Origin of the sequence: Streptomyces sp. NPDC051020 (assembly GCF_040683105.1) — a bacterium.
GTDB lineage: Bacteria > Actinomycetota > Actinomycetes > Streptomycetales > Streptomycetaceae > Streptomyces.
Genome location: NZ_JBFBCG010000027.1, coordinates 1 through 21628, shown reverse-complemented (window position 1 = coordinate 21628; position 21628 = coordinate 1). Strand labels below are relative to the sequence as shown.

Here is a 21628-nt window from a genome sequence, read left to right as displayed (position 1 = left end):
CTGAGCAGGGGCCCTTGCCTTCTGCCGGCGCCGTCCCGGTGCCGCCGCGGGGTTCCGGCCCGGCCCCGGCAAGCGGAGGGGACCTACGTTCACGCAATGGCATCCTGGACCCCGGGGGCGGAAAAGGGAGGACTGCGCAATGGCGATGAGCACGGCACAGACGCCGGGCCGGCCCATGCGCGCCGACGCGCGCCGCAACTACGACCGGTTGCTGTGCGAGGCCCGTACGGCGTTCGCGGAGCACGGCACCGATGCCTCGCTGGAGGACATCGCACGCCGGGCGGGCGTGGGGATCGGCACGCTGTACCGGCACTTCCCGAACCGGCACGCGCTGATGAGCGCGGTGTTCCAGGAAGCGGTCGCCTCGCTGCTCGCCCGCTCCCACGAGCTGGCGAAGGCGGATCCGTGCGCGGGTCTGGTGGACTGGCTCGGCGCGATCATCACCCATGCGGGTGAGTACCGCGGGCTCGCGCAGGCACTCATGTCGACGTCACGGGACGAGACTTCGGCCCTGTCCGACTGCAACGTGCCGCTGCGCGAGGCGGGGGCACGGCTGCTCGCACGGGCGCAGGAGAGTGGGACGGTGCGGGCGGACGTGTCGATCGGCGACCTGATGCAGCTGACGAATGCGATCGCGCTGGCGGCGGAGCAGGCGCCGGAGGATCCGGCGCTGGCCGGGCGACTGCTGACACTGACGTTGCAGGGGCTGAAGGGGCCGCGGGCGGCGGCAGGCTGAGACTGCTCCACAGTCTCGCCGGAGGGGCCGGGCTCCGTCGGCCCCATCAAGCCCGTCCGGCACGTGAGCGCTGGGGTTCGGGGCAGTGCCCCGATGGACTCAGCGGCGACGCAGGTCCGCCACACGGGCCCGGTCGCCCGGCGACTGATCCGTCAGGGTCGAAGCCGCGCTGCGCAGTTGCGGCCCCGGACCGCCATGCGTGCGGCGCTGACCGGGCAGGGGCATGTCGCGGCGCGCCGGACGCCCCGGCGGGTGGGAGTCGGTCCCGACCGGGCCCATCCCCGCCCCGGCCACCGCGATCTGTACGCCCTGGTCGGCCAGCGCCTGCAACTCGGTGGCGGACCGCTCGTCGTGGGCCGGAGGTTCGTCCGTCACCAGACGGGTGATCAGGTCCGTGGGCACCGTCTGGAACATCGTGTCGGAACCGAGCTTGGTGTGGTCCGCCAGGACCACCACCTCCGCGGCGGCCTGCACCAACGCCCGGTCGACGCTCGCCGAGAGCATGTTGGACGTGGACAGCCCCCGTTCCGCGGTGAGTCCGCTCCCGGACAGGAACGCGCGCGACACCCGCAGCCCCTGGAGCGACTGCTCCGCACCGCTGCCCACCAGGGCGTAGTTGGAACCGCGCAGGGTGCCTCCGGTCATCACGACTTCCACCCGGTTGGCATGGGCCAACGCCTGGGCGACCAGCAGTGAGTTGGTGACGACGGTCAGGCCGGGGATCCGCGCGAGCCGGCGGGCCAGCTCCTGCGTGGTCGTACCGGCTCCGACCACGATGGCCTCGCCCTCTTCGACGAGACCGGCGGCCAGGTCGGCGATGGCCGTCTTCTCCGCGGTGGCGAGATGGGATTTCTGCGGAAAGCCGGACTCCCGCGTAAAACCGCCCGGCAAAACCGCACCGCCGTGCCGGCGGTCGAGGAGTCCTTCTGCCTCCAGTGCCCGCACGTCCCGCCGTACGGTCACTTCGGAGGTCTGGACGACGCGGGCGAGCTCACGGAGCGATACCGCCCCGTTGGCGCGCACCATTTCGAGGATCAATTGACGACGTTCTGCAGCGAACACGAAACTGACAGTAACGTGACTAGCCGAGAGTTTTCAGCAGTTTGCGCCGAATAACAGAAGTTGTACACACAAGGGGCCGCCAAGTGATATAGGCGGCCCCGTTGTTGTCCCGTACGGATCGTCCGGCGGCTTCCCGGCCGCCTGAGTTGCCAGGGGTTGCCGGGGAATGCCGGATTCCCGAAGGCGCTTACGCCTCGCCCGTGAGCTTGGACCGACCGGCTATTGGGGGGGCGGCGTCACGGGGCTGGGGCACGCACCTCGCAATTACCGGTCGGTTTTACGGGTGTGCAACTGACGAGCCACTTCCGCGATCGATCCCGACAGGGACGGGTACACAGTGAAAGCGTTGGCGATCTGTTCCACCGTCAGATTGTTGTCGACCGCGATCGAGATGGGGTGGATCAGCTCGCTCGCCCGCGGCGCGACGACACAGCCGCCGACCACGATGCCGGTGCCGGGCCGGCAGAAGATCTTGACGAAGCCGTCGCGGATGCCCTGCATCTTGGCGCGCGGGTTGCGCAGCAGCGGCAGCTTGACGACCCGGGCGTCGATCTTGCCGGAGTCGACGTCGGCCTGGCTGTAGCCGACGGTGGCGATCTCGGGGTCGGTGAAGACATTCGAGGAGACCGTCTTCAGGTTCAGCGGGGTCACCGCGTCACCGAGGAAGTGGTACATCGCGATCCGGCCCTGCATCGCGGCGACCGACGCCAGCGCGAAGATGCCGGTGACGTCACCGGCCGCGTACACGCCGGGGGCGCTGGTGCGGGAGACCTTGTCGGTCCAGATGTGGCCGGACTCCTTGAGCCTGACCCCGGCCTCCTCCAGGCCCATGCCCGCGCTGTTCGGGATCGCGCCGACCGCCATCAGGCAGTGCGAACCGGAGATGACCCGGCCGTCGGCGAGGGTGACCTCGACCCGGTCGCCGACCCGCTTCGCCGCCTGGGCGCGGGAGCGGGCCATGACGTTCATGCCACGGCGCCGGAAGACGTCCTCCAGCACGGCGGCCGCGTCCGGGTCCTCGCCCGGCAGCACCCGGTCGCGGGACGAGACGAGCGTGACGCGGGAGCCGAGCGCCTGGTAGGCACCGGCGAACTCGGCGCCGGTGACACCGGAGCCGACCACGATGAGCTCCTCGGGGAGCTCGTCGAGGTCGTAGACCTGGGTCCAGTTCAGAATGCGCTCGCCGTCGGGGAGTGCGTCCGGGATCTCCCGGGGGTGGCCGCCGGTCGCGATCAGCACGGCGTCGGCGGTGAGCCTCTCCTCCGTACCGTCGGCCGCGGTCACGACGACCGTGCGGGAGCCGTCTGCGGCCTGGAGGCCTTCCAGACGCCCGCGGCCGCGCGTCACCCGGGCCCCCGCACGGGTGACGGAGGCGGTGATGTCGTGGGACTGGGCGAGCGCCAGGCGCTTCACCCGTCGGTTGACCTTGCCGAGGTCGACACCGACCACCCGCGCCGCCTGCTCGACGTGCGGCGTGTCGTCGGCGACGATGATGCCCAACTCCTCGTACGAAGAGTCGAAGGTGGTCATCACCTCTGCCGTCGCGATCAGGGTCTTCGAGGGCACGCAGTCGGTGAGGACCGACGCGCCGCCGAGGCCGTCACAGTCGACGACGGTCACCTCCGCGCCGAGCTGGGCGCCCACCAGTGCCGCCTCGTAGCCGCCGGGTCCGCCGCCGATGATCACGATCCGGGTCACGAAAAGTCCGCCTCGCGTATGTCATCCCGCGGCCGTCTGCCGCCCCGGCCGGGGGTCCGGGGGATCACCCCGGGGGTATGCAGTACGTACTCCATTGTCCCGCACGCGCCAACATGCTTCGCCCCGGGGCCCTCCATACGGGAGCCAGGACCGCGGAAGGAGGGCGGCGAGGTCCCCTCACAGAGGCCTCCACCGGTTCTCCCCGGAGGCGCCGACCGGGGTCTTCCGCCCAGGAATCGCCGCTCTCGGGGTCACCTCCCGTACCCTCGATCCCATGTCGCTCTACGCCGCGTACGCCGGCAACCTCGACGCGCGGCTGATGACGCGCCGCGCACCGCATTCCCCGCTGCGCGGCACGGGCTGGCTCAACGGCTGGCGGCTGACCTTCGGCGGGGAGCAGATGGGCTGGGAAGGCGCGCTGGCCACGGTGGTCGAGGCGCCGCGCTCGCAGGTCTTCGTGACGCTGTACGACCTCGCGCCGATGGACGAGGACTCCATGGACCGCTGGGAGGGTGTCGGCCTCGACATCTACCGGCGGATGCGGGTCCGGGTGCACACCCTGGACGGCGAGGAGCCGGCCTGGATGTATGTACTGAACGGGTACGAGGGCGGGCTGCCGTCCGCCCGCTATCTGGGCGAGATCGCGGACGCCGCCGAGTCGGCAGGCGCGCCGCACGACTATGTGATGGAACTGCGCAAACGTCCCTGCTGACCCGCCGGACCAGCACTTTTGCATGAATGTACAAGCAGGCGTGGGCAGACTCGGCGCAAAGGCATCTACGCGCGTAGGGAATCACCGGCTACCCTCTTCCGCGTGAACGCATCTGTTATTCCGGACAACATCCAGGGCGACCCGCACGCCGCCGCTGCCGACGCCGCTGCCCGCCTGCGCGAGCTGACCGGTGCCGAGACCCACGACGTCGCCCTCGTGATGGGTTCCGGCTGGGCACCTGCGGGCGACGCGCTCGGCACTCCGGAAGCCGAGTTCCCGGTGACCGAACTGCCCGGCTTCCCGGCACCCGCCGTCCAGGGCCACGGCGGCACGATCCGCTCGTACCGCATCGGCGAGAAGCGCGCCCTGGTCTTCCTCGGCCGCACGCACTTCTACGAGGGCCGCGGCGTCGCCGCCGTCGCGCACGGAGTCCGTACCGCCGTCGCCGCCGGCTGCGGGACCGTCGTCCTGACGAACGGCTGCGGCGGTCTGCGCGAGGGCATGCGCCCCGGACAGCCGGTCCTGATCAGCGACCACATCAACCTGACCGCGGCGTCCCCGATCGTCGGCGCCAACTTCGTCGATCTCACGGACCTGTACTCGCCGCGGCTGCGCGCGCTGTGCAAGGAGGTCGACGACACCCTCGAAGAGGGCGTGTACGTGCAGTTCCCCGGTCCGCACTACGAGACCCCGGCCGAGATCAACATGGTCCGGGTCATGGGCGGCGACCTGGTCGGCATGTCCACGGTGCTCGAAGCCATTGCCGCGCGGGAGGCGGGGGCGGAGGTTCTGGGCATCTCGCTCGTCACGAACCTGGCCGCCGGGCTGAGCGGCGAGCCGCTGAACCACGAAGAGGTACTGCAGGCAGGGCGGGACTCGGCGACCCGGATGGGGTCGTTGCTCGCGCGGGTGCTCGACCGCATCTGACCGGGCGTCGCCCTGCCGCGGGCGGTGTCTCCCGCCCGGGACGGCCCCGCGCTGCGTGCCACCCACCCGTACCCGGACAACACCTCACCCCGCAGAAAGGCGGACACCGTGCAGCAGGACCTCATCACGCAGGCCAGAACCTGGCTCGCCGAGGACCCCGACCCCGAGACCCGCGACGAGCTCGCCAAGCTCATCGACACCGAGGACCTCGACGCGCTCGCCGCACGGTTCGCCGGCACGCTGCAGTTCGGTACCGCCGGGCTCCGCGGTGAGCTGGGGGCCGGGCCGATGCGGATGAACCGGTCCGTCGTCATCCGCGCCGCCGCCGGGCTCGCCGCCTATCTGAAGGCGAAGGGGCAGACCGGCGGCACCGTCGTCATCGGGTACGACGCCCGGTACAAGTCCGCCGACTTCGCCCGCGACACCGCGGCCGTGATGACCGGTGCGGGGCTGCGCGCGGCGGTCCTCCCCCGCCCGCTCCCGACCCCCGTCCTGGCGTATGCCATACGTCACCTGGGCGCCGTCGCGGGCGTCGAGGTGACCGCGAGCCACAATCCGCCGCGCGACAACGGCTACAAGGTCTATCTGGGCGACGGCTCGCAGATCGTGCCCCCGGCGGACGGGGAGATCGCCGACGCGATCGCCGCGGTCGGCCCGCTGGTCGGCGTGGACCGGCCGGAGAGCGGCTGGGAGATCCTCGGCGACGAGGTCCTGGACGCCTATCTGGCCCGTACGGACGCGGTGCTCGACGCCGGGTCCCCGCGTACCGCCCAGGTCGTGTACACCGCCATGCACGGCGTCGGCACGTCCGTCCTGACCGCGGCCTTCGCCCGTGCCGGGTTCCCGGAGCCGGTGCTCGTCGCCGAGCAGGCCGAGCCCGACCCGGCGTTCCCCACGGTCGCGTTCCCGAACCCGGAGGAGCCGGGGGCGATGGATCTCGCGTTCGCCACCGCCCGGCTCGCGCACCCGGACATCGTCATCGCCAACGACCCGGACGCCGACCGCTGCGCCGTCGCCGTCCCGGACCCGTCCGTGGACGGCGGCTGGCGGATGCTGCGCGGCGACGAGGTCGGCGCGCTGCTCGCCGCCCATCTGGTCGCCCGCGGCGCCACCGGGGTCTTCGCCGAGTCGATCGTGTCGTCGTCGCTGCTCGGCCGGATCGCCGAGAAGTCGGGGAACGGGTACGAGGAGACGCTGACCGGCTTCAAGTGGATCGCCCGTGTCGACGGCCTGCGGTACGGGTACGAGGAGGCGCTCGGCTACTGCGTCGACCCCGACGGCGTCCGTGACAAGGACGGCATCACGGCCGCGCTGCTCGTCGCCGAGCTGGCCTCCGTGCTCAAGGAGCAGGGGCGCACGCTCCTCGACCTCCTCGACGACCTCGCGGTCGAGCACGGGCTGCACGCCACCGACCAGCTGTCGGTCCGGGTGGAGGACCTGTCGGTCATCGCGGACGCCATGCGGCGGCTGCGCGAGGCCCCGCCGACCTCGCTCGCGGGGCTCGCCGTCACCTCGGCCGAGGATCTGTCGGAGGGCACGGAGCAGCTGCCGCCCACCGACGGACTCCGCTACCACCTGGAGGGCGCCCGGGTGATCGTCAGGCCGAGCGGCACGGAGCCGAAGCTCAAGTGCTACCTGGAGGTCGTGGTGCCGGTCGGTACGGCGGACGAGCTGCCCGCGGCCCGTGCGCGGGGTGCGGAGCTGCTCGCCGGGATCAAGCGGGACCTGGCGGCGGCGGCCGGGATCTGACCGCTCGCAACGATCGGCTTCACGTACGCATCAGGTACGTGAAGCCGGTGTCCGGGCCCACGCAGGACTGGAGGGTCAGGTCGCCCCAGAGGCCGTGGGCCGGGGCGCCGGGCCCCGCCGTCCGTGCGGGCGGTGCACGGCGCGTCGCACCGGCGGACGCAGGCGGTCTCCCGGCCGGCGGGGGACGTCCGGGCGATCAGGCGGACGCGATGTGCTCACACACCCCGTCGCTGATCGTCTTGGGCCGCCCCCCGCTCCGTTTCGGGTCCACCACGTCCGCTACTTGATGTTGAGCAACTGCTCCAGCGGGTCGATGGCGAAGTAGACGAGGAAGAGCGCCGCGGTGCCCCAGAGCAGCCAGTGGACTTCGCGGGCCTTGCCCAGACACGCCTTGATGACCACGTAGGCGAGGAAGCCGGCACCGATGCCGTTGGTGATGGAGTAGGTGAACGGCATGACGGCGATGGTCAGGAAGGCGGGGATAGCGAGTTCGTACCGGTCCCAGTCGATGTGCTTGACCTGGGTCATCATCAGGAACCCGACCGCGATGAGGGCGGGGGCCGCAGCCTGGAGGGGCACGATGGTGAGAACGGGGGTGAAGAAGAGAGCGAGGGCGAACAGGCCGCCGGTGATGAGGTTGGCGAAGCCGGTGCGTGCGCCTTCGCCGACACCGGCGGCGGACTCGATGTAGGTGGTGGCGGACGAGGCGGAGGCTGCGCCGCCGACGACGGCGGCTGCGCCGTCGATGAGCAGCACACGCCCCAGACCGGGGACCTGGCCGCGCTCGTCGAGGAGTCCGGCTTCAGCGGTGACGCCGACGACGGTGCCCATCGTATCGAAGAAGTCGGACAGGATGAGGGTGAAGACGAGCAGGACGACGGTCAGCACGCTGACCTGACCGAACGAGCCGAACAGATCGAACTTGCCCAGGAGCCCGAAGTCGGGTGCGGCGACGGGATGGTCGGGCAGCGACGGCTCGGTCAGACCCCAGGACTTGATGTCGGCGATCCCGTTGATGACGACGGCGACGACGGTCATCACGACGATGCTGATGAGGATGGCGCCCTGCACCTTGCGGGCCAGGAGGACGATCGTCATCAGCACGCCGAGACAGAAGACGAGCATGGGCCAGCCGGTGAGGGCGCCTGTGCCGATCTGAACGGGCACGGTGGTGTGCGCGGCGTCCGGCACGCGGGTGACGAACCCGGCGTCCACGAAGCCGATGAAGGCGATGAACAGGCCGATGCCGACACTGATAGCTTGTTTGAGGGGCTGCGGAATGGCATGCATGATGGCCTCGCGCAGGCCGGTCACCACCAGTACGCAGATCAGCAGGCCTTCGAGCACGATGAGGCCCATCGCGTCGTCCCAGCTCATCAGGGGGGCGATCTGGAAGGCGGTGACCGCGTTGAGACCGAGGCCCGCGGCAAGGGCGAGCGGCAGGTTGCCGCCCACACCCATGATCACGGTCATCACGGCGGCCACCAGGGCTGTGGCGGTGGCTAGTTGGCCGGCGTCCAGCTGGTGGCCGAACTTGTCCTCGGTACTGCTGAGGATGATCGGGTTGAGTACGAGGATGTACGCCATCGTGAAGAAGGTGGCGAACCCGCCGCGTATCTCACGGCCGTACGTCGAGCCGCGTTCGCCGATGCGGAAGAACCGGTTGAGCGGGCCACCGGGTCTGATTGTCGGCGCTTTGGCTGGGCCTGTCGTGCTGGTGTGCATGACTGCGTCTCCTGGACCTGCAGGTGCGAGGGAAAACATGGCAGTGGCGCCAGAAGCGTGTGCCAGTCGGCTGCACGAACACACATACGGCGCTTTGCGAGCGGATCATACGCGGCAAAGACGCGATCTCAATCGCCATGCGGAATCCATTAGTTGACCTTCCCGCACCGCCCCTGTCGATTCCTCCAAAATCACCGGCGACCTATCCAGCCAAACCGGGATGCGGGCGACAGCGGCCATGGAGTTCACCCCGGGTGACTCCTTACTCTCAGTCCGTGCATCCACCGCTCCCCTTCAACGCGCGCGCCGCCCGCATCCTGCGCGAGAAACTCGGGATGGCCCCCGGCCACGTCGCTTACGGCATGCGCGCCTCCTACGGCACGACCCACATCACCCCCGACCACATCACCGCGTGGGAACGCGGCACCGCACTGCCCACCGCCAGCGAACTCACCGCCCTGGCCGGCGCCCTGTGGTGCAACCCCCGCGAACTCATGGGCGCTCCCCGCACCCTGCGGGAACACCGACTCGCCCGCAGACTGGCCGCCGAGGACGTCGCCCGCGCCACCGGCCTCACCCTCGACGCCTACCACCACATGGAAGAAACCGACCAATGGACCGGCGACAAAAGGCAGTCCGCCAAACTCGGCACCCTCCTCAGCCTCCCCCCACGCGACTTCATCGCCATCACCGGCCTCGAGGACGAACTCGCCCGCCTCCTCACCGAAGCCGTCTCCACCCGCTGGCAGGCTCACATCCGCGCCATCGCCCGCCTCGTCTCCATGGAACGCCGCGACCTGCAAGACCCCCTGCGCGACATGCACCACGAGTACCAGACCCTCATGGCCGCCACCCTCAGCCGAGCCGGCGGCACCACCGCCTCCGGCGAAAACGGGCGACGCTACATCGACGACATCGTCAACCACTTCTGGTCCTGGCTCCCGGAGGACTAGGGCGTGTTTCGAAAGTCCCGCCTGCCGGGCGACGCCTGGCACGCACGCTCGCCGCACCGGCCGAAAACCCAAGTACATCCAGTACGAGGGCTTCCGGCCGGCACGCCGACAGCACGCACCGGACGCCGCTCCTTTACGGGCAAACGTTGCCTGCCGCGGCACCAGTCAGGCCGCATCCGCGCGGCCGAGGCAGCGCAACCGGGCAGCAGCCGGGAAAGCGTCGGCGAGCAGGGCCTGCGCGGGGACGGATTCTCGATGCCGCGGCGCGGCGGTTCTATGCCGACGGCGTAGCGGCGGCAGGGATGGACACGATCACGGCTGAGGCGGCGTGGCAAAAATGAGCCTCTACAACAACTTCGCCTCCAAGGCCGACCTCGTCCGCGCCGCCGACCACGCCGATCTCGCCTACGAGCACGGCTTCCGCAGCTGCGGGCTGCTCAACGCGGCCGCCGAACTGCCGGCCGGGCACGAGGGCCGGGCGGTGGTGCGCTGCCACAAGGAGGAGTCGAGAGCCTGCTCACGACCCACCTCCAAGAGCTGCTGCCAGGCCAGGACGAGCGGACCCGGGCCACGGCGGAACACTTGGCGTTCCTGCTCGAAGGGGCCATCGTGCGCGCGGACCTCGAAGGGGACGGCGTACACATGCGGCATGCCCGCGACATGGCAGCGCGCCTGGTGGACGGCCTGTGACGCGGCCTGCCGGGCGCGCCGCCGGACCGGGGCGGGCGCGCTCGCCGTGCTGCTGGCCTCGGTGCCCTCGAACCGGCCTCGACCGTCACCAGCGGCACGGGCGTGCAGGTGTGCGCCTACCGGCCGGCCCCGGAGGACTGACCCGGCGGACGGAGCTGCCTCACGACCGAGACCGCCCGCGTGCGTACGCCGGGGTCCGATCGTCGTGCAGGCGTACTCCGGCCTGCCTCAGCCGGTCGCGAGCAGCACCACCAGCAGCACCACGCCCACCACCGCCGGGGCGATCAACTCGTACGCCCAGCGCGCCGAAACCGAAGACGCCGAGGATTCCGAGGATTCCGAGGATTCCGAGGATTCCGAGGATGCCGAGGATGCCGAAGGCTGTGCAGCCGCACTCGCACCCGTTCCCGTCTTCGCCCGCTCCATCAGCTCGCGGAGGTCCGCCGTGGTCTGGTCGGCCGTCGCCATGCGGGACCTGCTGTCGCGGACATCGGCGTGGACGGACGTCCGGCCGTACGGGTCGTCCTGCGACTGGCGCGACTGCTGCCGTGCCGCCTTCTTGCGCTGCCGCACCGACACCGGCACCGCCCACAGCTGGTACTTCGCGCCGTCCTCGGTGAACAGTTCGGTGGAGTAACCGGCGCGCACATCCGCGACCGCCGCCCACGGCGCCGTGATCGTCCGGAACGGGTTGCGGATCCGGATCCGCTCCTTGTTCACCGACACGACCGGTCGCAGCGTGAACGCGACGATCAGCGGCACAGCCGTCAGCAGCCCGGCCAAGGCCAGCCACGGCGTCCGCCCGTCACCCCTGATCAGGGCATCCACGCCGAGCCAGCCGACCAGCAGGAGCAGCAGGACACCGCCCGCCATCCCGGCGGGCGACCGGAAGGTCCGGTCGGCGTAGGTCGGCTCGGTGGGAGGTGTGGGGCTCGTCATGTGGCCGATTCTGCCTGACGTGCACAAGCCCCGCCGGAGCGGCCACCCCGCAGCCGAACGGCACCGCGCACCCACGCCTGTATCCCCTCCCCGCTGTACAGGCTGCTACGCGCGTAGATATGCTCCCCTGGTGACCATGTCCACCACTGCACCCGCATTCTCCGACGCCACCGCGTCCGACAGTGCGCTGCGCCGCTTCCTGCACGGGCTGCCCGGCGTCGACGCCGTCGGCCTCGAAGCGCGCGCTGCGTCTCTCGGAACCCGTTCGATCAAGACGACGGCCAAGGCGTACGCCATCGACCTCGCCATCTCGATGATCGACCTGACGACGCTGGAAGGCGCGGACACCCCGGGCAAGGTCCGGGCTCTCGCCGCCAAGGCCGTCAATCCCGACCCGACCGACCGGACGACCCCGCGCACCGCCGCGGTCTGCGTCTATCCCGACATGGTGGCGACGGCCGCCGCCGCGCTGGCCGGTTCCGGCGTGAAGGTGGCGTCCGTCGCGACGGCCTTCCCCGCCGGGCGCGCCGCGCTCGATGTGAAGCTCGCGGACGTGCGCGACGCCGTGGCCGCCGGGGCCGACGAGATCGACATGGTGATCGACCGGGGCGCCTTCCTCTCCGGCCACTACCTCAAGGTGTACGAGGAGATCCTCGCCGTGAAGGCCGAGTGCGCCCGTGCCGACGGCACCGACGCCCGCCTCAAGGTCATCTTCGAGACCGGCGAGCTGTCCACCTACGACAACATCCGCCGCGCCTCCTGGCTCGGCATGCTGGCGGGCGCGGACTTCATCAAGACGTCGACCGGCAAGGTGGGGACCAACGCCACGCCCGCGAACACCCTGCTGATGCTGGAGGCCGTGCGCGACTTCCGGGAGCAGACTGGGGTACAGATCGGTGTGAAGCCCGCCGGCGGCATCCGCACCTCCAAGGACGCGATCAAGTTCCTCGTCCTGGTCAACGAGACCGCCGGCGAGGACTGGCTGGACAACCACTGGTTCCGCTTCGGCGCGTCGAGTCTGCTCAACGACCTGCTGATGCAGCGCCAGAAGCTGGCCACGGGCCGCTACTCCGGCCCCGACTACGTGACGGTGGACTGATCCCCATGGCATCTGCATTCGAGTACGCCCCCGCCCCCGAGTCGCGCTCGGTCGTCGACATCGCGCCCTCGTACGGTCTCTTCATCGACGGCGAGTTCACCGACGCGGCCGACGGCAAGGTCTTCAAGACGGTCTCGCCGAGCAGCGAAGAGGTGCTCTCCGAGGTCGCACAGGCCGGCGCCGCGGACGTCGACCGGGCCGTGAGGGCAGCCCGCAAGGCATTCGAGAAGTGGTCGGCACTGCCGGGCTCCGAGCGCGCCAAGTACCTTTTCCGGATCGCCCGGATCATTCAGGAGCGCTCCCGCGAGCTCGCCGTTCTCGAAACCCTCGACAACGGCAAGCCGATCAAGGAGACCCGTGACGCGGACCTCCCGCTGGTCGCGGCGCACTTCTTCTACTACGCGGGCTGGGCCGACAAGCTCGACCACGCGGGTTACGGCACGAACCCGCGCCCGCTCGGTGTCGCGGGCCAGATCATCCCGTGGAACTTCCCGCTGCTCATGCTGGCGTGGAAGATCGCCCCGGCGCTCGCCACCGGCAACACCGTGGTCCTCAAGCCCGCCGAGACGACCCCGCTCTCCGCGCTCTTCTTCGCGGACATCTGCCGCCAGGCGGGGCTGCCGAAGGGCGTCGTGAACATCCTCACCGGGTACGGCGACGCGGGTGCGGCCCTCGTCGAGCACCCGGACGTGAACAAGGTCGCCTTCACCGGCTCGACCGCGGTCGGCAAGGCCATCGCCCGCCGGATCGCGGGCACCGACAAGAAGGTCACCCTGGAGCTGGGTGGCAAGGGCGCCAACATCGTCTTCGACGACGCCCCGATCGACCAGGCCGTCGAGGGTGTCGTCACCGGCATCTTCTTCAACCAGGGGCAGGTCTGCTGCGCGGGCTCGCGCCTCCTCGTGCAGGAGTCGATCCAGGACGAGCTGCTGGACTCCCTGAAGCGCCGGCTGTCCACGCTGCGCCTCGGCGACCCGCTGGACAAGAACACCGACATCGGTGCGATCAACTCCGCGGAGCAGCTCTCCCGGATCACGGCACTGGTCGAGACGGGCGAGGCGGAGGGCGCCGAGCGCTGGTCGGCCCCGTGCGAACTCCCGTCCTCCGGCTACTGGTTCGCCCCGACGCTGTTCACGAACGTCACCCAGGCGCACACCGTCGCCCGCGACGAGATCTTCGGCCCGGTGCTCTCCGTTCTGTCGTTCCGTACGCCGGACGAAGCGGTGGCCAAGGCCAACAACAGCCAGTACGGCCTGTCGGCCGGCATCTGGACGGAGAAGGGCTCCCGCATCCTCGCGGTGGCGAGCAAGCTCCGGGCGGGCGTCGTCTGGGCCAACACGTTCAACAAGTTCGACCCCACCTCGCCGTTCGGCGGATACAAGGAGTCGGGCTTCGGCCGCGAAGGCGGCCGTCACGGTTTGGAGGCCTACCTCGATGTCTGACGGGCGACTGAGCGTTTTCAAGACCTACAAGCTGTACATCGGGGGCAAGTTCCCCCGCTCCGAGAGCGGCCGGGTGTACGAGGTGACGGCGAAGACATCTGCCGCTGACGCGGCGGGCAAGGGCACGTGGCTGGCGAACGCCCCGCAGTCCTCCCGCAAGGACGCACGGGACGCGGTCGTGGCCGCCCGCAAGGCGTTCGGCGGCTGGTCGGGCGCGACGGCGTACAACCGCGGTCAGATCCTCTACCGCATCGCGGAGATGCTGGAGGGCCGTAAGGGCCAGTTCGTCCGGGAAGTGGCGGACGCGGAGGGGCTGTCGAAGTCCAAGGCGGCGGCCGTCGTGGACGCGGCGATCGACCGCTGGGTCTGGTACGCGGGCTGGACCGACAAGATCGGCCAGATCGTGGGCGGGGCGAACCCGGTCGCGGGCCCGTTCTTCAACCTGTCCACGCCCGAGCCGACGGGTGTGGTCGCGGTCGTGGCGCCGCAGAAGTCGTCGTTCCTGGGTCTGGTCTCCGTCGTCGCGCCGGTGATCGCGACCGGCAACACGGCGGTCGTCGTCGCGTCCACCGACGCCCCGCTCCCGGCGCTGTCCCTGGGCGAGGTGCTGGCCACCTCCGACCTGCCGGGCGGTGTGGTGAACATCCTGTCCGGCAAGACGGCGGAGCTCGCGGCCCCGCTCGCGTCCCACCAGGACGTGAACGCGATCGACCTCACGGGCGCCGACGCCGATCTGGCGAAGGAGCTGGAGATCGCGGCAGCGGACAACCTGAAGCGAGTTCACCGCCCAGCCGTCTCCCGCCACCACCCCGAGAAGGAAGCGCAGGGCGCCGCTCATCCACAGGCTGTGGACGGAAACGACTGGTTCGCCGACCCGGGCACGGACCGCCTGACGGCGTTCCTGGAGACCAAGACGGTCTGGCACCCCACGGGCGCGCTCGGCACCTCGGGTTCGTCCTACTGACCGACGCGGCTGCGGCCCGCACCTCCGGCAACACCGCGGAGGGGCGGGCCGCAGCCCTGTGCGCCGGGATCAGCGGTGCACCAGCCCCGTCACCTGCCCCGCCAACGGCTGGTCGTTCAGCGCACCACCGCTGCTCAGCGAGTCGGTGACGGTGCCCGTGGTGACCGGCTTGAAGTCGGCGATCTGCGTCCCCACCCTGTTGCTCAGCGGGTCCACACCCGTCTTGGCCAGCGGGTCGAGCTGAAGGTTCGTGACCGGAGAAACCCCGTGTCCGACTGCCCCGGTCGCCGCGTCGAGGCTGCTGTCGGCACCCGGGGCCGAAGCGATGGGCAGCGGCGCCGCCTGGGCCGCCGCACCCCCCGCACCGAGCGCGGCGCCCACCGCGGTGACGGTCAGACCTGCGCGCAGCAGCGCGCGGCGCCGGGACCCGGAAAGTGCATGTCGTGCCATGGAATTCCCACCTGATCGATACTGATCGAGTAATCGTCTGCACACGTAGAGTAGTTGAGGTGTGATGCTGGATACCAACACGGGCACCGGGGGATCCCCTGCGCGAGTCGATGCCTCACACTCGTGTCCTGTGATTTCCCAACCGATCCCGACCCGCGTCGTGCTGCTCGCGGGCCCCTCCGGCTCCGGCAAGTCCTCCCTGGCCGCCCGCACCGACCTTCCGGTGCTGCGCCTGGACGACTTCTACAAGGAGGGCGACGACCCCACACTGCCGCTGGTACCGGGCAGTTCGGACATCGACTGGGACTCCGCACAGTCCTGGGACGCGGATGCGGCGGTCGCCGCGATCACGGAGCTGTGCCGCACGGGGCGTACGCACGTCCCGGTGTACGACATCGCGACCAGCTCCCGGATCGACCGCGAGGCGTTCCACATCGAGCGGACGCCGCTGTTCGTGGCCGAGGGCATCTTCGCGGCGGACATAGTCGAGCGATGCCAGGAACTGGGTGTCCTGGCGGACGCGCTGTGCCTGCGCGGCCGCCCGACGACGACGTTCCGCCGCCGGCTGCTGCGGGATCTGCGCGAGGGCCGCAAGTCCGTGCCGTTCCTGCTGCGACGGGGATGGCGGCTGATGCGCGCGGAGCGGCGGATCGTGGCACGGCAGACGGCGCTGGGCGCTCACCCGTGCGGGAAGCAGGAGGCGCTCGGGCGCCTGGCGGCGGCTGCGGCAGGGCGGTGCCGCCGGGCACCGGTGGCGTAGCCGGCCGGACGCCGGGGGCTCACGCGTCCCGCAGCCTCAGGACCAGCCCCCCTCCCAGCAGTGCGGCCACGGCCCATCCCGTGAGCACCCCCAGCCCTGCCCACGGGCCGATGGGCAGGCTGTCGGCACCGGTCGTGGACTGTACGGCGAGCCCCGCCGTCATCGGGGCGATCTGCTGCAGGTGCCGGTGCCAGGCCGGGTCGGTGACCAGCTGCGTGAGGATCGGGAGGACGAAGAGCAGGCCGAGTACGACCCCGACCGCCGCCGCCGGGTCCCGGACCGCGGTGGCGGTGCCCAGGCCGAGCAGGCCGATCAGCACCAGGTACAGCACCGACCCGGCCGCCGCGCGCAGCGTCGGACCGTCGGTCAGGGACAGCATCGCTCGGCCCTGCGCCGTCGTGAAGCCGTTGCCCGGCAGGATCAGCCCCGCCACCAGCAGGCAGCCGAACACCGCGACCGCCCCGGCGACCAGCACCACCCCCGTGAGGACGGCCGACTTCGCGGCCAGGACCGTGAACCGGCGCGGTGTCGCCATCAGGGTGGTGCGCATCATCCCCGTGCTGTACTCGCCGCTGATCACCAGCACGGCCAGGACGACGACGACCGTCTGCCCGAGAAGGATCCCGGTCAGACCGAGCCTGACGACGTCCTGGTGACAGCCCGTCGACGGGCACTCCGCGGCGGCGGCCGTCGCGGCGCTGACCGCCACCGTGAGCACGACGAGGGCAAGGAGCAGCCGCCCGGGGGCCGTCACGGTGCGCAGCTTCGTCCACTCCGCGTGCAGGGTCTGCTTCATGCGTCCCTCCGGCGCATCATGAACACCGCCGCGCCCAGCGCGACAGCCGTCCACCCGCACAGCACCGCGAATCCGCCCCACGGCGGCAGCGGGAAGTAGCCGAAGGCCGGTGTGTAGTCGCTGTCCACCTGCGCGTACTGCGGCATGTTCTGCTGAATGGCGAAGCCCGCTGCCGGGGTGACCCGCAGCAGCCACTGCGAGGGCCCGGCCGGCAGGATCGAGGCAGTCGCGAGGATGTACGGCAGGACGATCGCCGCGAACACCAGGGTGACCGCCCCGGCGCTGCGCCGCAGTATGGTGCCGACGGCCAGGGCGAGCACCGCGGTGACCGCGAGCAGGGCCGCCGTGCCGGCCACCACGCGCAGCTCCGTGAGCGTGCCGACCGGGAAGTCGAAGCCACCGGGGCGCACCAGCCATTCACCGAGCAGCACCGCCGCCGCCGCGGCGGGCAGCCCGGCCGCAAAGGTCACGGCGGCGAGGACGACGGCTTTCGCGGCCGGCGCCCTGCCCCGCCGTGGGCTCGCCATGAGGGTGGTGCGGATCAGTCCGCGCCGGTACTCGGCGGTGATGAACGTCGCCCCGACGACGATCACCAGGATCAGCCCGACGAATGTGCCGGCCAGGCTGCGCTCGATGGTCTGACCGCCCGCGGTCATGGGGCCGCCCACGGCCGGTGCGATGTCGCCGGACCCGGTGACGGTGAACGTGTCGTCCACCCGGTGGAACGTGCCGTCCGACGCGAAGTCGTCGGCGGGTCCGCCCATCTGCTCACCGTGCCACGCCGCGTCCCCGGACTCCGCGCCGCTGAGAGCGACGTGGTCGAAGACACCGGTGGCCCGGGTGGGCGCCCCGCGGTTGCTCAGCCCGCCGAACTTCTGGCTCGTCGACTCCGTGGCGGGCGGCGAGGCGGCGAACATCCCGGCCTGCACCTGCGACGGCAGTCCGGTCAGGCGCGCGGTGCCGACCGCGGTCCAGCGCGCCCCGTCGGCCGACCGGTAGCCGGTCACCGTGTCCCCGGTCCGGGTCAGCCGCAGCCAGTGCGGGGACGCGGCGGAGACGGCGCCGGGGGCACCGGCTGTGTCATGCGAGTAGTTGTGCTGCATCCGCACGCCGTGCCCTGCGGTGGCCATGACGGCCGCGTACGCCGACCCCGCCCGGTCGCCTGCCTTCAGGACGATCCCCGCCTTCGCCCACGGCGGCAGCCCGCCCTTCGCACCGTCCGGGGCCAGCGACGTGATCCGTACGGTGATGCTGCCGTCCCCGGTCAGCGGCTGGTGCACGAAGTAGAACCGGTCCGTCACGGCCTCGCCGCCCGGCCCCCTGGCACCGGTGCAGGGCTGGTTCGGGTCCTCACAGGTGGGCCGCTCGGTGTGAGCGCCGATCAGCCCGATCAGGACGATCACCAGCGCCGCGGCCGCGAGTCCGGCGACCCAGCCCCGTACCGTACGGAACTTGGTCCACTCGCCCCGCAGTTGCTGGGCGAACCCGGCGTGTACGGTCGCCGTCCCGGAGCGGTACGACGTCGTGGTCTGGGTCATCGGGCCGGCTCCTCGGCCACCGCGGCGCGGAACTCGACGGCGTCCCGGGTGAGTTCCATGTACGCCTCCTCCAGTGTCGCGCGGTGCGCGGACACTTCGGAGAACGGCACCCCGCTCTCACCGAGCAGCGTCACGATGTGCTCCGCCGCCAGCCCGGAGACGGTGAGGGTGTCGCGGTCGGTGGCCGCCACGGTGGCTCCGGCGTACGCCAGCGCCGTCATCGCCTCCGACCGTGCCGAGGTCCGCAGCGTGACCCGGTCGCCGGACGCGGTCCCGATCAGCTCGCGCACGCTGGTGTCGGCGATGACCCTGCCGCGTCCGACCACCACCAGATGGTCGGCGGTGTCCTGCAGTTCGCTCATCAGGTGGCTGGACAGCAGCACCGCCCGGCCCTGTGCGGCCAGCGCGCGCTGGAAGTCGCGCATCCACATGATGCCTTCCGGGTCCAGGCCGTTGAACGGCTCGTCCAGCATGATCACCGGCGGGTCGCCGAGCAGTGCGGCGGCAATCCCGAGGCGCTGCCGCATGCCGAGCGAGAAACCCGCCGTCCGGCGCCCGGCGACCGGCCCCAGACCGGCCTGCTCGATGACGTCGTCGACCCGCCGCGCGCCGAGGCCCTGCGAGTGGGCCAGCCACAACAGATGGTTGCGGGCGGTCCGGCCCGGCTGCAGTGCGGCGGCGTCCAGCAGCGCCCCGATGTGGTTCAGCGGGTTCCGCAGGTTCCGGTACGGCTGGCCTCCGATCAGCGCGGTGCCCTCGTCGGCCGTGTCCAGGCCGAGGATGACCCGCATCGTGGTGGACTTGCCGGCGCCGTTGGGCCCGACGAAACCGGTGACCTGTCCGGGCCTGACGGTGAACGTCATCCCGTCCAGCGCGGTGGTCGGCCCGTAGCGCTTGCGCAGGCCGGTGACTTCCACGGTTGCTTCCATGTCCGGCAGGCTAGGCAGACCGGTGCCCCGCGGTCGTCACGCCGGACAGCGACTTCTGCCCTCCCTGGAGCGAGGGATGTCCGGTGCCGCAGGTCCCTCATGAGAGGGATGCCAGGGTGCGCCACCTGCGGCAAGAATGACGGACGTGGACGAGCACCGGTGGAGCGGACGGGCCGAGCGGGGGCGGCGCATCGGCGCCGGCCCTCGTACGGCTGCCGTGGCCGGGACGGCCCTGGCGCTGCTCGCGGTGACCGAGTCGTTCGCGCGGACGGCCGACAGCGGAGTCACAGTCCGGTTCGGCCTGCTCATCGGCCTGCTCGCGCTGGCCACCACGCTGCCGTCGGCGCTCTTGAGCCCTGCCGCGGCCGCCGTGTCGGTCACTGCGGCAACCGTGCTGTCGCTGGCCCCGTTCCGCTCGCTGACCGTCGCAGGGCTCTGCGCCCAGCTGATCGTCCTGCACCGGCTGGGCCGTGCGGGCTCACCGCGGTCGGCGGCGCTCCTCGCCATGCCGTTCCTGCCGCTCGCCCTCGCCCGGCTCGCCCCGGCGCACTCCGAAACCGGCGTCCTCACCGTGCTGCTGGCCTCGCTCGCCCCGGTCGCGGCGTGGGCGGGCATCGCCCGACGGGCCCGCGGCGAGGCACTCATCCACAGCGCCGCGCACCGGGCGATGAGCAGCACCCTGCTCGAACACACGGCACGCGCCGAACGCGCTCGGATCGCCCGCGAGTTGCACGATGTCGTCGCCCATCACATCTCCATGATCGCCGTCCAGGCGGAGACGGCCCGGCTGACCACTCCCGGGATGCCCGCCGCCGGTGCGCAGCGGCTGTCGTCGATCGGCGACACCGCGCGGGCGGCACTGACCGAGATGCGACGGCTGCTCGGCGTCCTGCGCGAGGACACCGGGTCCGATACGGCCGACCGGCAGCCGCAGCCGGGCCTGCGACAACTGGTCGACCTGCTCGACGAGGCCCGGGACGCGTCCGGGACGGGCACCCGCCTCATCGTCCGCGGCCGGCAGGCGGCGCTCGACCCGGGCGTCGAGCTCGCCGCATACCGCATCGTCCAGGAAGCCCTCACCAACGCCCGGCGGCACGCACCCGGCGCCGCCGTCGACGTGGAACTGCACTACACCGCCGGCACCCTCGCCCTGCGCATCCGCGACAACGGCCCGGGCCCGCCTCCCGCGCCGCCCGCGGGCGGCCACGGCCTGTCCGGCATGCGCGAGCGTGCCGCCACGGTCGGTGGTGAACTGCGCACCGGCCCCGCGCCCGGCGGCGGCTTCCTCGTCGAGACCGTACTGCCGACCCACGCGGAGACGACCGGATGAGCACCGAGCCACAGCCCGCCGTACGGATCGTCGTCGCCGACGACCACCAGGTCGTCCGTACGGGCTTCGCCGCCCTGCTGGACACGCAGCCGGACTTCACCGTCGTCGGCACGGCGTGCGACGGTGCCGAGGCGGTCCGGACGTGCGCCGGCCTCCGGCCCGACGTCGTCCTCATGGACGTACGGATGCCGGGCACGGACGGCATCGAAGCGACGAGACAACTGGCCGTGTCGGGCCCGGACGGCCCCCGCATCCTCATCCTGACCACGTTCGACCTGGACGAGTACGTGTACGACGCCTTGCGCGCCGGAGCCAGCGGCTTCCTGCTCAAGGACGTCACCGCGGAGCGGCTCTTCGACGCCGTGCGCGTCATCGCGGCCGGCCAGGCCCTGCTGGCACCGACGGTCACCCGCCGCCTGATCAGCGAATTCGCCGCCCAGCACCGCGCGCCGGACCCCGTACCCGCGGCGGTGCTCGCAGCACTCACCCCCCGGGAGACGGAGGTCCTGCGCCTGGTGGCGGAGGGGCTGTCCAACTCCGAGGTCGCGGCGCGCCTGCTGATCACGGAGGAGACGGTGAAAACGCACGTCAGCCGAATCCTGGCCAAACTGGCCCTGCGCGACCGCACCCAGGCGGTGGTGACGGCCTACGAATCGGGCCTGGTCGTCCCGGGCTCCCGGGGCAGGACCCCGGATCCGGCGCCGTCACGCGATTGAGGACCGGGGTCCTGGGCCGAGCCCCGCGAGGCCTCCTGCCCTCCCCGCGCCCGCCCCGCCCCGGACGCACCGCAGGGCCGGACAGGACCCCCCGGCCCATCCGACCCCGCTGCGTTCCCCCGTAAGACCGACCGGCACATGGGAGGCGGCGTCGCGGGGCTGGGTGCGCACATCTGCGGCGTTGTCGTCAGTCAGCAACTCCCCCATAGCCCGAAAGGCATGGGAGGGGCCCCCTCCGCGTTGCCTCCCTCCTCCGCCTTGCAGCTGCACGCACCCAGCCCCACTCCTTCTCCCGCCCCCCATATGCCGGTCGGTCTAAGCTTGGCTTTAAACCCCACCAAGATCATTTCTTGGTGGGGTTTGTCGTTCGCCTGACAGCTGAGCGGCCTCTGCTTGATCATGTGTTTCCGCCA

Annotated in this window: 19 protein-coding genes and 1 pseudogene; 12 read left to right on the top strand and 8 right to left on the bottom strand. The window is 71.2% G+C overall.

The window, feature by feature from the left end:
- Positions 1-139 precede the first annotated feature (139 nt).
- Positions 140-736 (top strand): helix-turn-helix domain-containing protein, encoded by a 597-nt coding sequence (locus AB0N06_RS16830; protein ID WP_366135433.1) that lies wholly within the window; start codon positions 140-142, stop codon positions 734-736.
- 99 nt (positions 737-835) lie between these two features.
- On the opposite strand, the gene AB0N06_RS16825 is transcribed toward AB0N06_RS16830, so the two are convergent.
- Entirely contained in the window at positions 836-1798 is a 963-nt protein-coding gene (locus AB0N06_RS16825; protein WP_366135432.1) for a DeoR/GlpR family DNA-binding transcription regulator, read from the bottom strand.
- A gap of 264 nt (positions 1799-2062) precedes the next feature.
- The gene (locus AB0N06_RS16820; protein WP_366135431.1) at positions 2063-3496 is read right to left on the bottom strand and encodes an NAD(P)H-quinone dehydrogenase; all 1434 of its coding nucleotides are present in this window, start codon (positions 3494-3496) and stop codon (positions 2063-2065) included.
- A 274-nt stretch (positions 3497-3770) separates the two neighbouring features.
- Between AB0N06_RS16820 and AB0N06_RS16815 the strand changes: the two genes are divergently transcribed.
- The 3 genes from AB0N06_RS16815 to AB0N06_RS16805 all read left to right on the top strand — a co-directional run bounded on the left by AB0N06_RS16815 (position 3771) and on the right by AB0N06_RS16805 (position 6884).
- The gene (locus AB0N06_RS16815) at positions 3771-4208 is read left to right on the top strand and encodes a gamma-glutamylcyclotransferase (RefSeq protein WP_358857946.1); all 438 of its coding nucleotides are present in this window, start codon (positions 3771-3773) and stop codon (positions 4206-4208) included.
- Between the two features lie 102 nt (positions 4209-4310).
- Positions 4311-5135 carry a purine-nucleoside phosphorylase gene (locus AB0N06_RS16810; RefSeq protein WP_366135430.1) on the top strand — a complete coding sequence of 275 codons (825 nt, stop codon included), beginning with the start codon at positions 4311-4313 and terminating at the stop codon, positions 5133-5135.
- Between the two features lie 108 nt (positions 5136-5243).
- The gene (locus AB0N06_RS16805; protein WP_366135497.1) at positions 5244-6884 is read left to right on the top strand and encodes a phospho-sugar mutase; all 1641 of its coding nucleotides are present in this window, start codon (positions 5244-5246) and stop codon (positions 6882-6884) included.
- Between the two features lie 279 nt (positions 6885-7163).
- On the opposite strand, the gene AB0N06_RS16800 is transcribed toward AB0N06_RS16805, so the two are convergent.
- Entirely contained in the window at positions 7164-8609 is a 1446-nt protein-coding gene (locus tag AB0N06_RS16800; protein WP_366135429.1) for an NCS2 family permease, read from the bottom strand.
- Between the two features lie 275 nt (positions 8610-8884).
- On the opposite strand from AB0N06_RS16800, the gene AB0N06_RS16795 reads away from it, so the two are divergent.
- Together AB0N06_RS16795 and AB0N06_RS16790 are read left to right on the top strand one after the other, a co-directional pair.
- Positions 8885-9562, top strand: a complete 678-nt coding sequence (locus AB0N06_RS16795; RefSeq protein WP_366135428.1) for a helix-turn-helix transcriptional regulator — start codon at positions 8885-8887, stop codon at positions 9560-9562.
- Between the two features lie 248 nt (positions 9563-9810).
- Positions 9811-10252, top strand: a pseudogene (locus tag AB0N06_RS16790) (helix-turn-helix domain-containing protein).
- 228 nt (positions 10253-10480) lie between these two features.
- Here AB0N06_RS16790 and AB0N06_RS16785 read toward each other — a convergent pair.
- A complete protein-coding gene (locus AB0N06_RS16785) occupies positions 10481-11191 on the bottom strand; it encodes a PH domain-containing protein (RefSeq protein ID WP_366135427.1) in 711 nt (236 codons plus the stop codon).
- Positions 11192-11327: 136 nt separating this feature from the next.
- On the opposite strand from AB0N06_RS16785, the gene deoC reads away from it, so the two are divergent.
- The 3 genes from deoC to AB0N06_RS16770 are packed head-to-tail and all read left to right on the top strand — an operon-like array spanning position 11328 to position 14696.
- A complete protein-coding gene (gene deoC, locus AB0N06_RS16780; protein WP_366135426.1) occupies positions 11328-12290 on the top strand; it encodes a deoxyribose-phosphate aldolase in 963 nt (320 codons plus the stop codon).
- 5 nt (positions 12291-12295) lie between these two features.
- Positions 12296-13732, top strand: coding sequence for an aldehyde dehydrogenase family protein (locus AB0N06_RS16775; protein WP_366135425.1), 1437 nt, complete (start codon positions 12296-12298; stop codon positions 13730-13732).
- The gene (locus AB0N06_RS16770; RefSeq protein ID WP_366135424.1) at positions 13725-14696 is read left to right on the top strand and encodes an aldehyde dehydrogenase family protein; all 972 of its coding nucleotides are present in this window, start codon (positions 13725-13727) and stop codon (positions 14694-14696) included. Before AB0N06_RS16775 ends, AB0N06_RS16770 begins: the two co-directional genes overlap by 8 nt.
- Positions 14697-14765: 69 nt before the next feature.
- Here the strand turns inward: AB0N06_RS16770 and AB0N06_RS16765 are convergent, their stop codons facing one another.
- On the bottom strand, positions 14766-15146 hold the full coding sequence (locus tag AB0N06_RS16765; RefSeq protein WP_366135423.1) for a hypothetical protein: 381 nt from the start codon (positions 15144-15146) through the stop codon (positions 14766-14768).
- Positions 15147-15210: 64 nt separating this feature from the next.
- Between AB0N06_RS16765 and AB0N06_RS16760 the strand changes: the two genes are divergently transcribed.
- On the top strand, positions 15211-15906 hold the full coding sequence (locus AB0N06_RS16760; RefSeq protein ID WP_366135422.1) for a uridine kinase: 696 nt from the start codon (positions 15211-15213) through the stop codon (positions 15904-15906).
- Between the two features lie 19 nt (positions 15907-15925).
- Here AB0N06_RS16760 and AB0N06_RS16755 read toward each other — a convergent pair whose 3' ends face one another.
- Genes AB0N06_RS16755 through AB0N06_RS16745 form a run of 3 tightly spaced genes read right to left on the bottom strand, consistent with a single transcriptional unit; the run spans position 15926 to position 19169 of the window.
- Positions 15926-16702 carry an ABC transporter permease gene (locus AB0N06_RS16755; RefSeq protein ID WP_366135421.1) on the bottom strand — a complete coding sequence of 259 codons (777 nt, stop codon included), beginning with the start codon at positions 16700-16702 and terminating at the stop codon, positions 15926-15928.
- Positions 16699-18240, bottom strand: a complete 1542-nt coding sequence (locus AB0N06_RS16750; protein ID WP_366135420.1) for an ABC transporter permease subunit — start codon at positions 18238-18240, stop codon at positions 16699-16701. Before AB0N06_RS16750 ends, AB0N06_RS16755 begins: the two co-directional genes overlap by 4 nt.
- A complete protein-coding gene (locus AB0N06_RS16745) occupies positions 18237-19169 on the bottom strand; it encodes an ATP-binding cassette domain-containing protein (protein ID WP_366135419.1) in 933 nt (310 codons plus the stop codon). Before AB0N06_RS16745 ends, AB0N06_RS16750 begins: the two co-directional genes overlap by 4 nt.
- Positions 19170-19416: 247 nt before the next feature.
- On the opposite strand from AB0N06_RS16745, the gene AB0N06_RS16740 reads away from it, so the two are divergent.
- Positions 19417-20499: a histidine kinase gene (locus tag AB0N06_RS16740; RefSeq protein ID WP_366135496.1), complete on the top strand. Its 1083-nt coding sequence runs from the start codon at positions 19417-19419 to the stop codon at positions 20497-20499.
- The gene (locus tag AB0N06_RS16735) at positions 20496-21215 is read left to right on the top strand and encodes a response regulator transcription factor (protein WP_366135418.1); all 720 of its coding nucleotides are present in this window, start codon (positions 20496-20498) and stop codon (positions 21213-21215) included. The genes AB0N06_RS16740 and AB0N06_RS16735 overlap by 4 nt, the downstream gene beginning before the upstream one ends.
- The last annotated feature ends 413 nt before the right edge of the window (positions 21216-21628 follow it).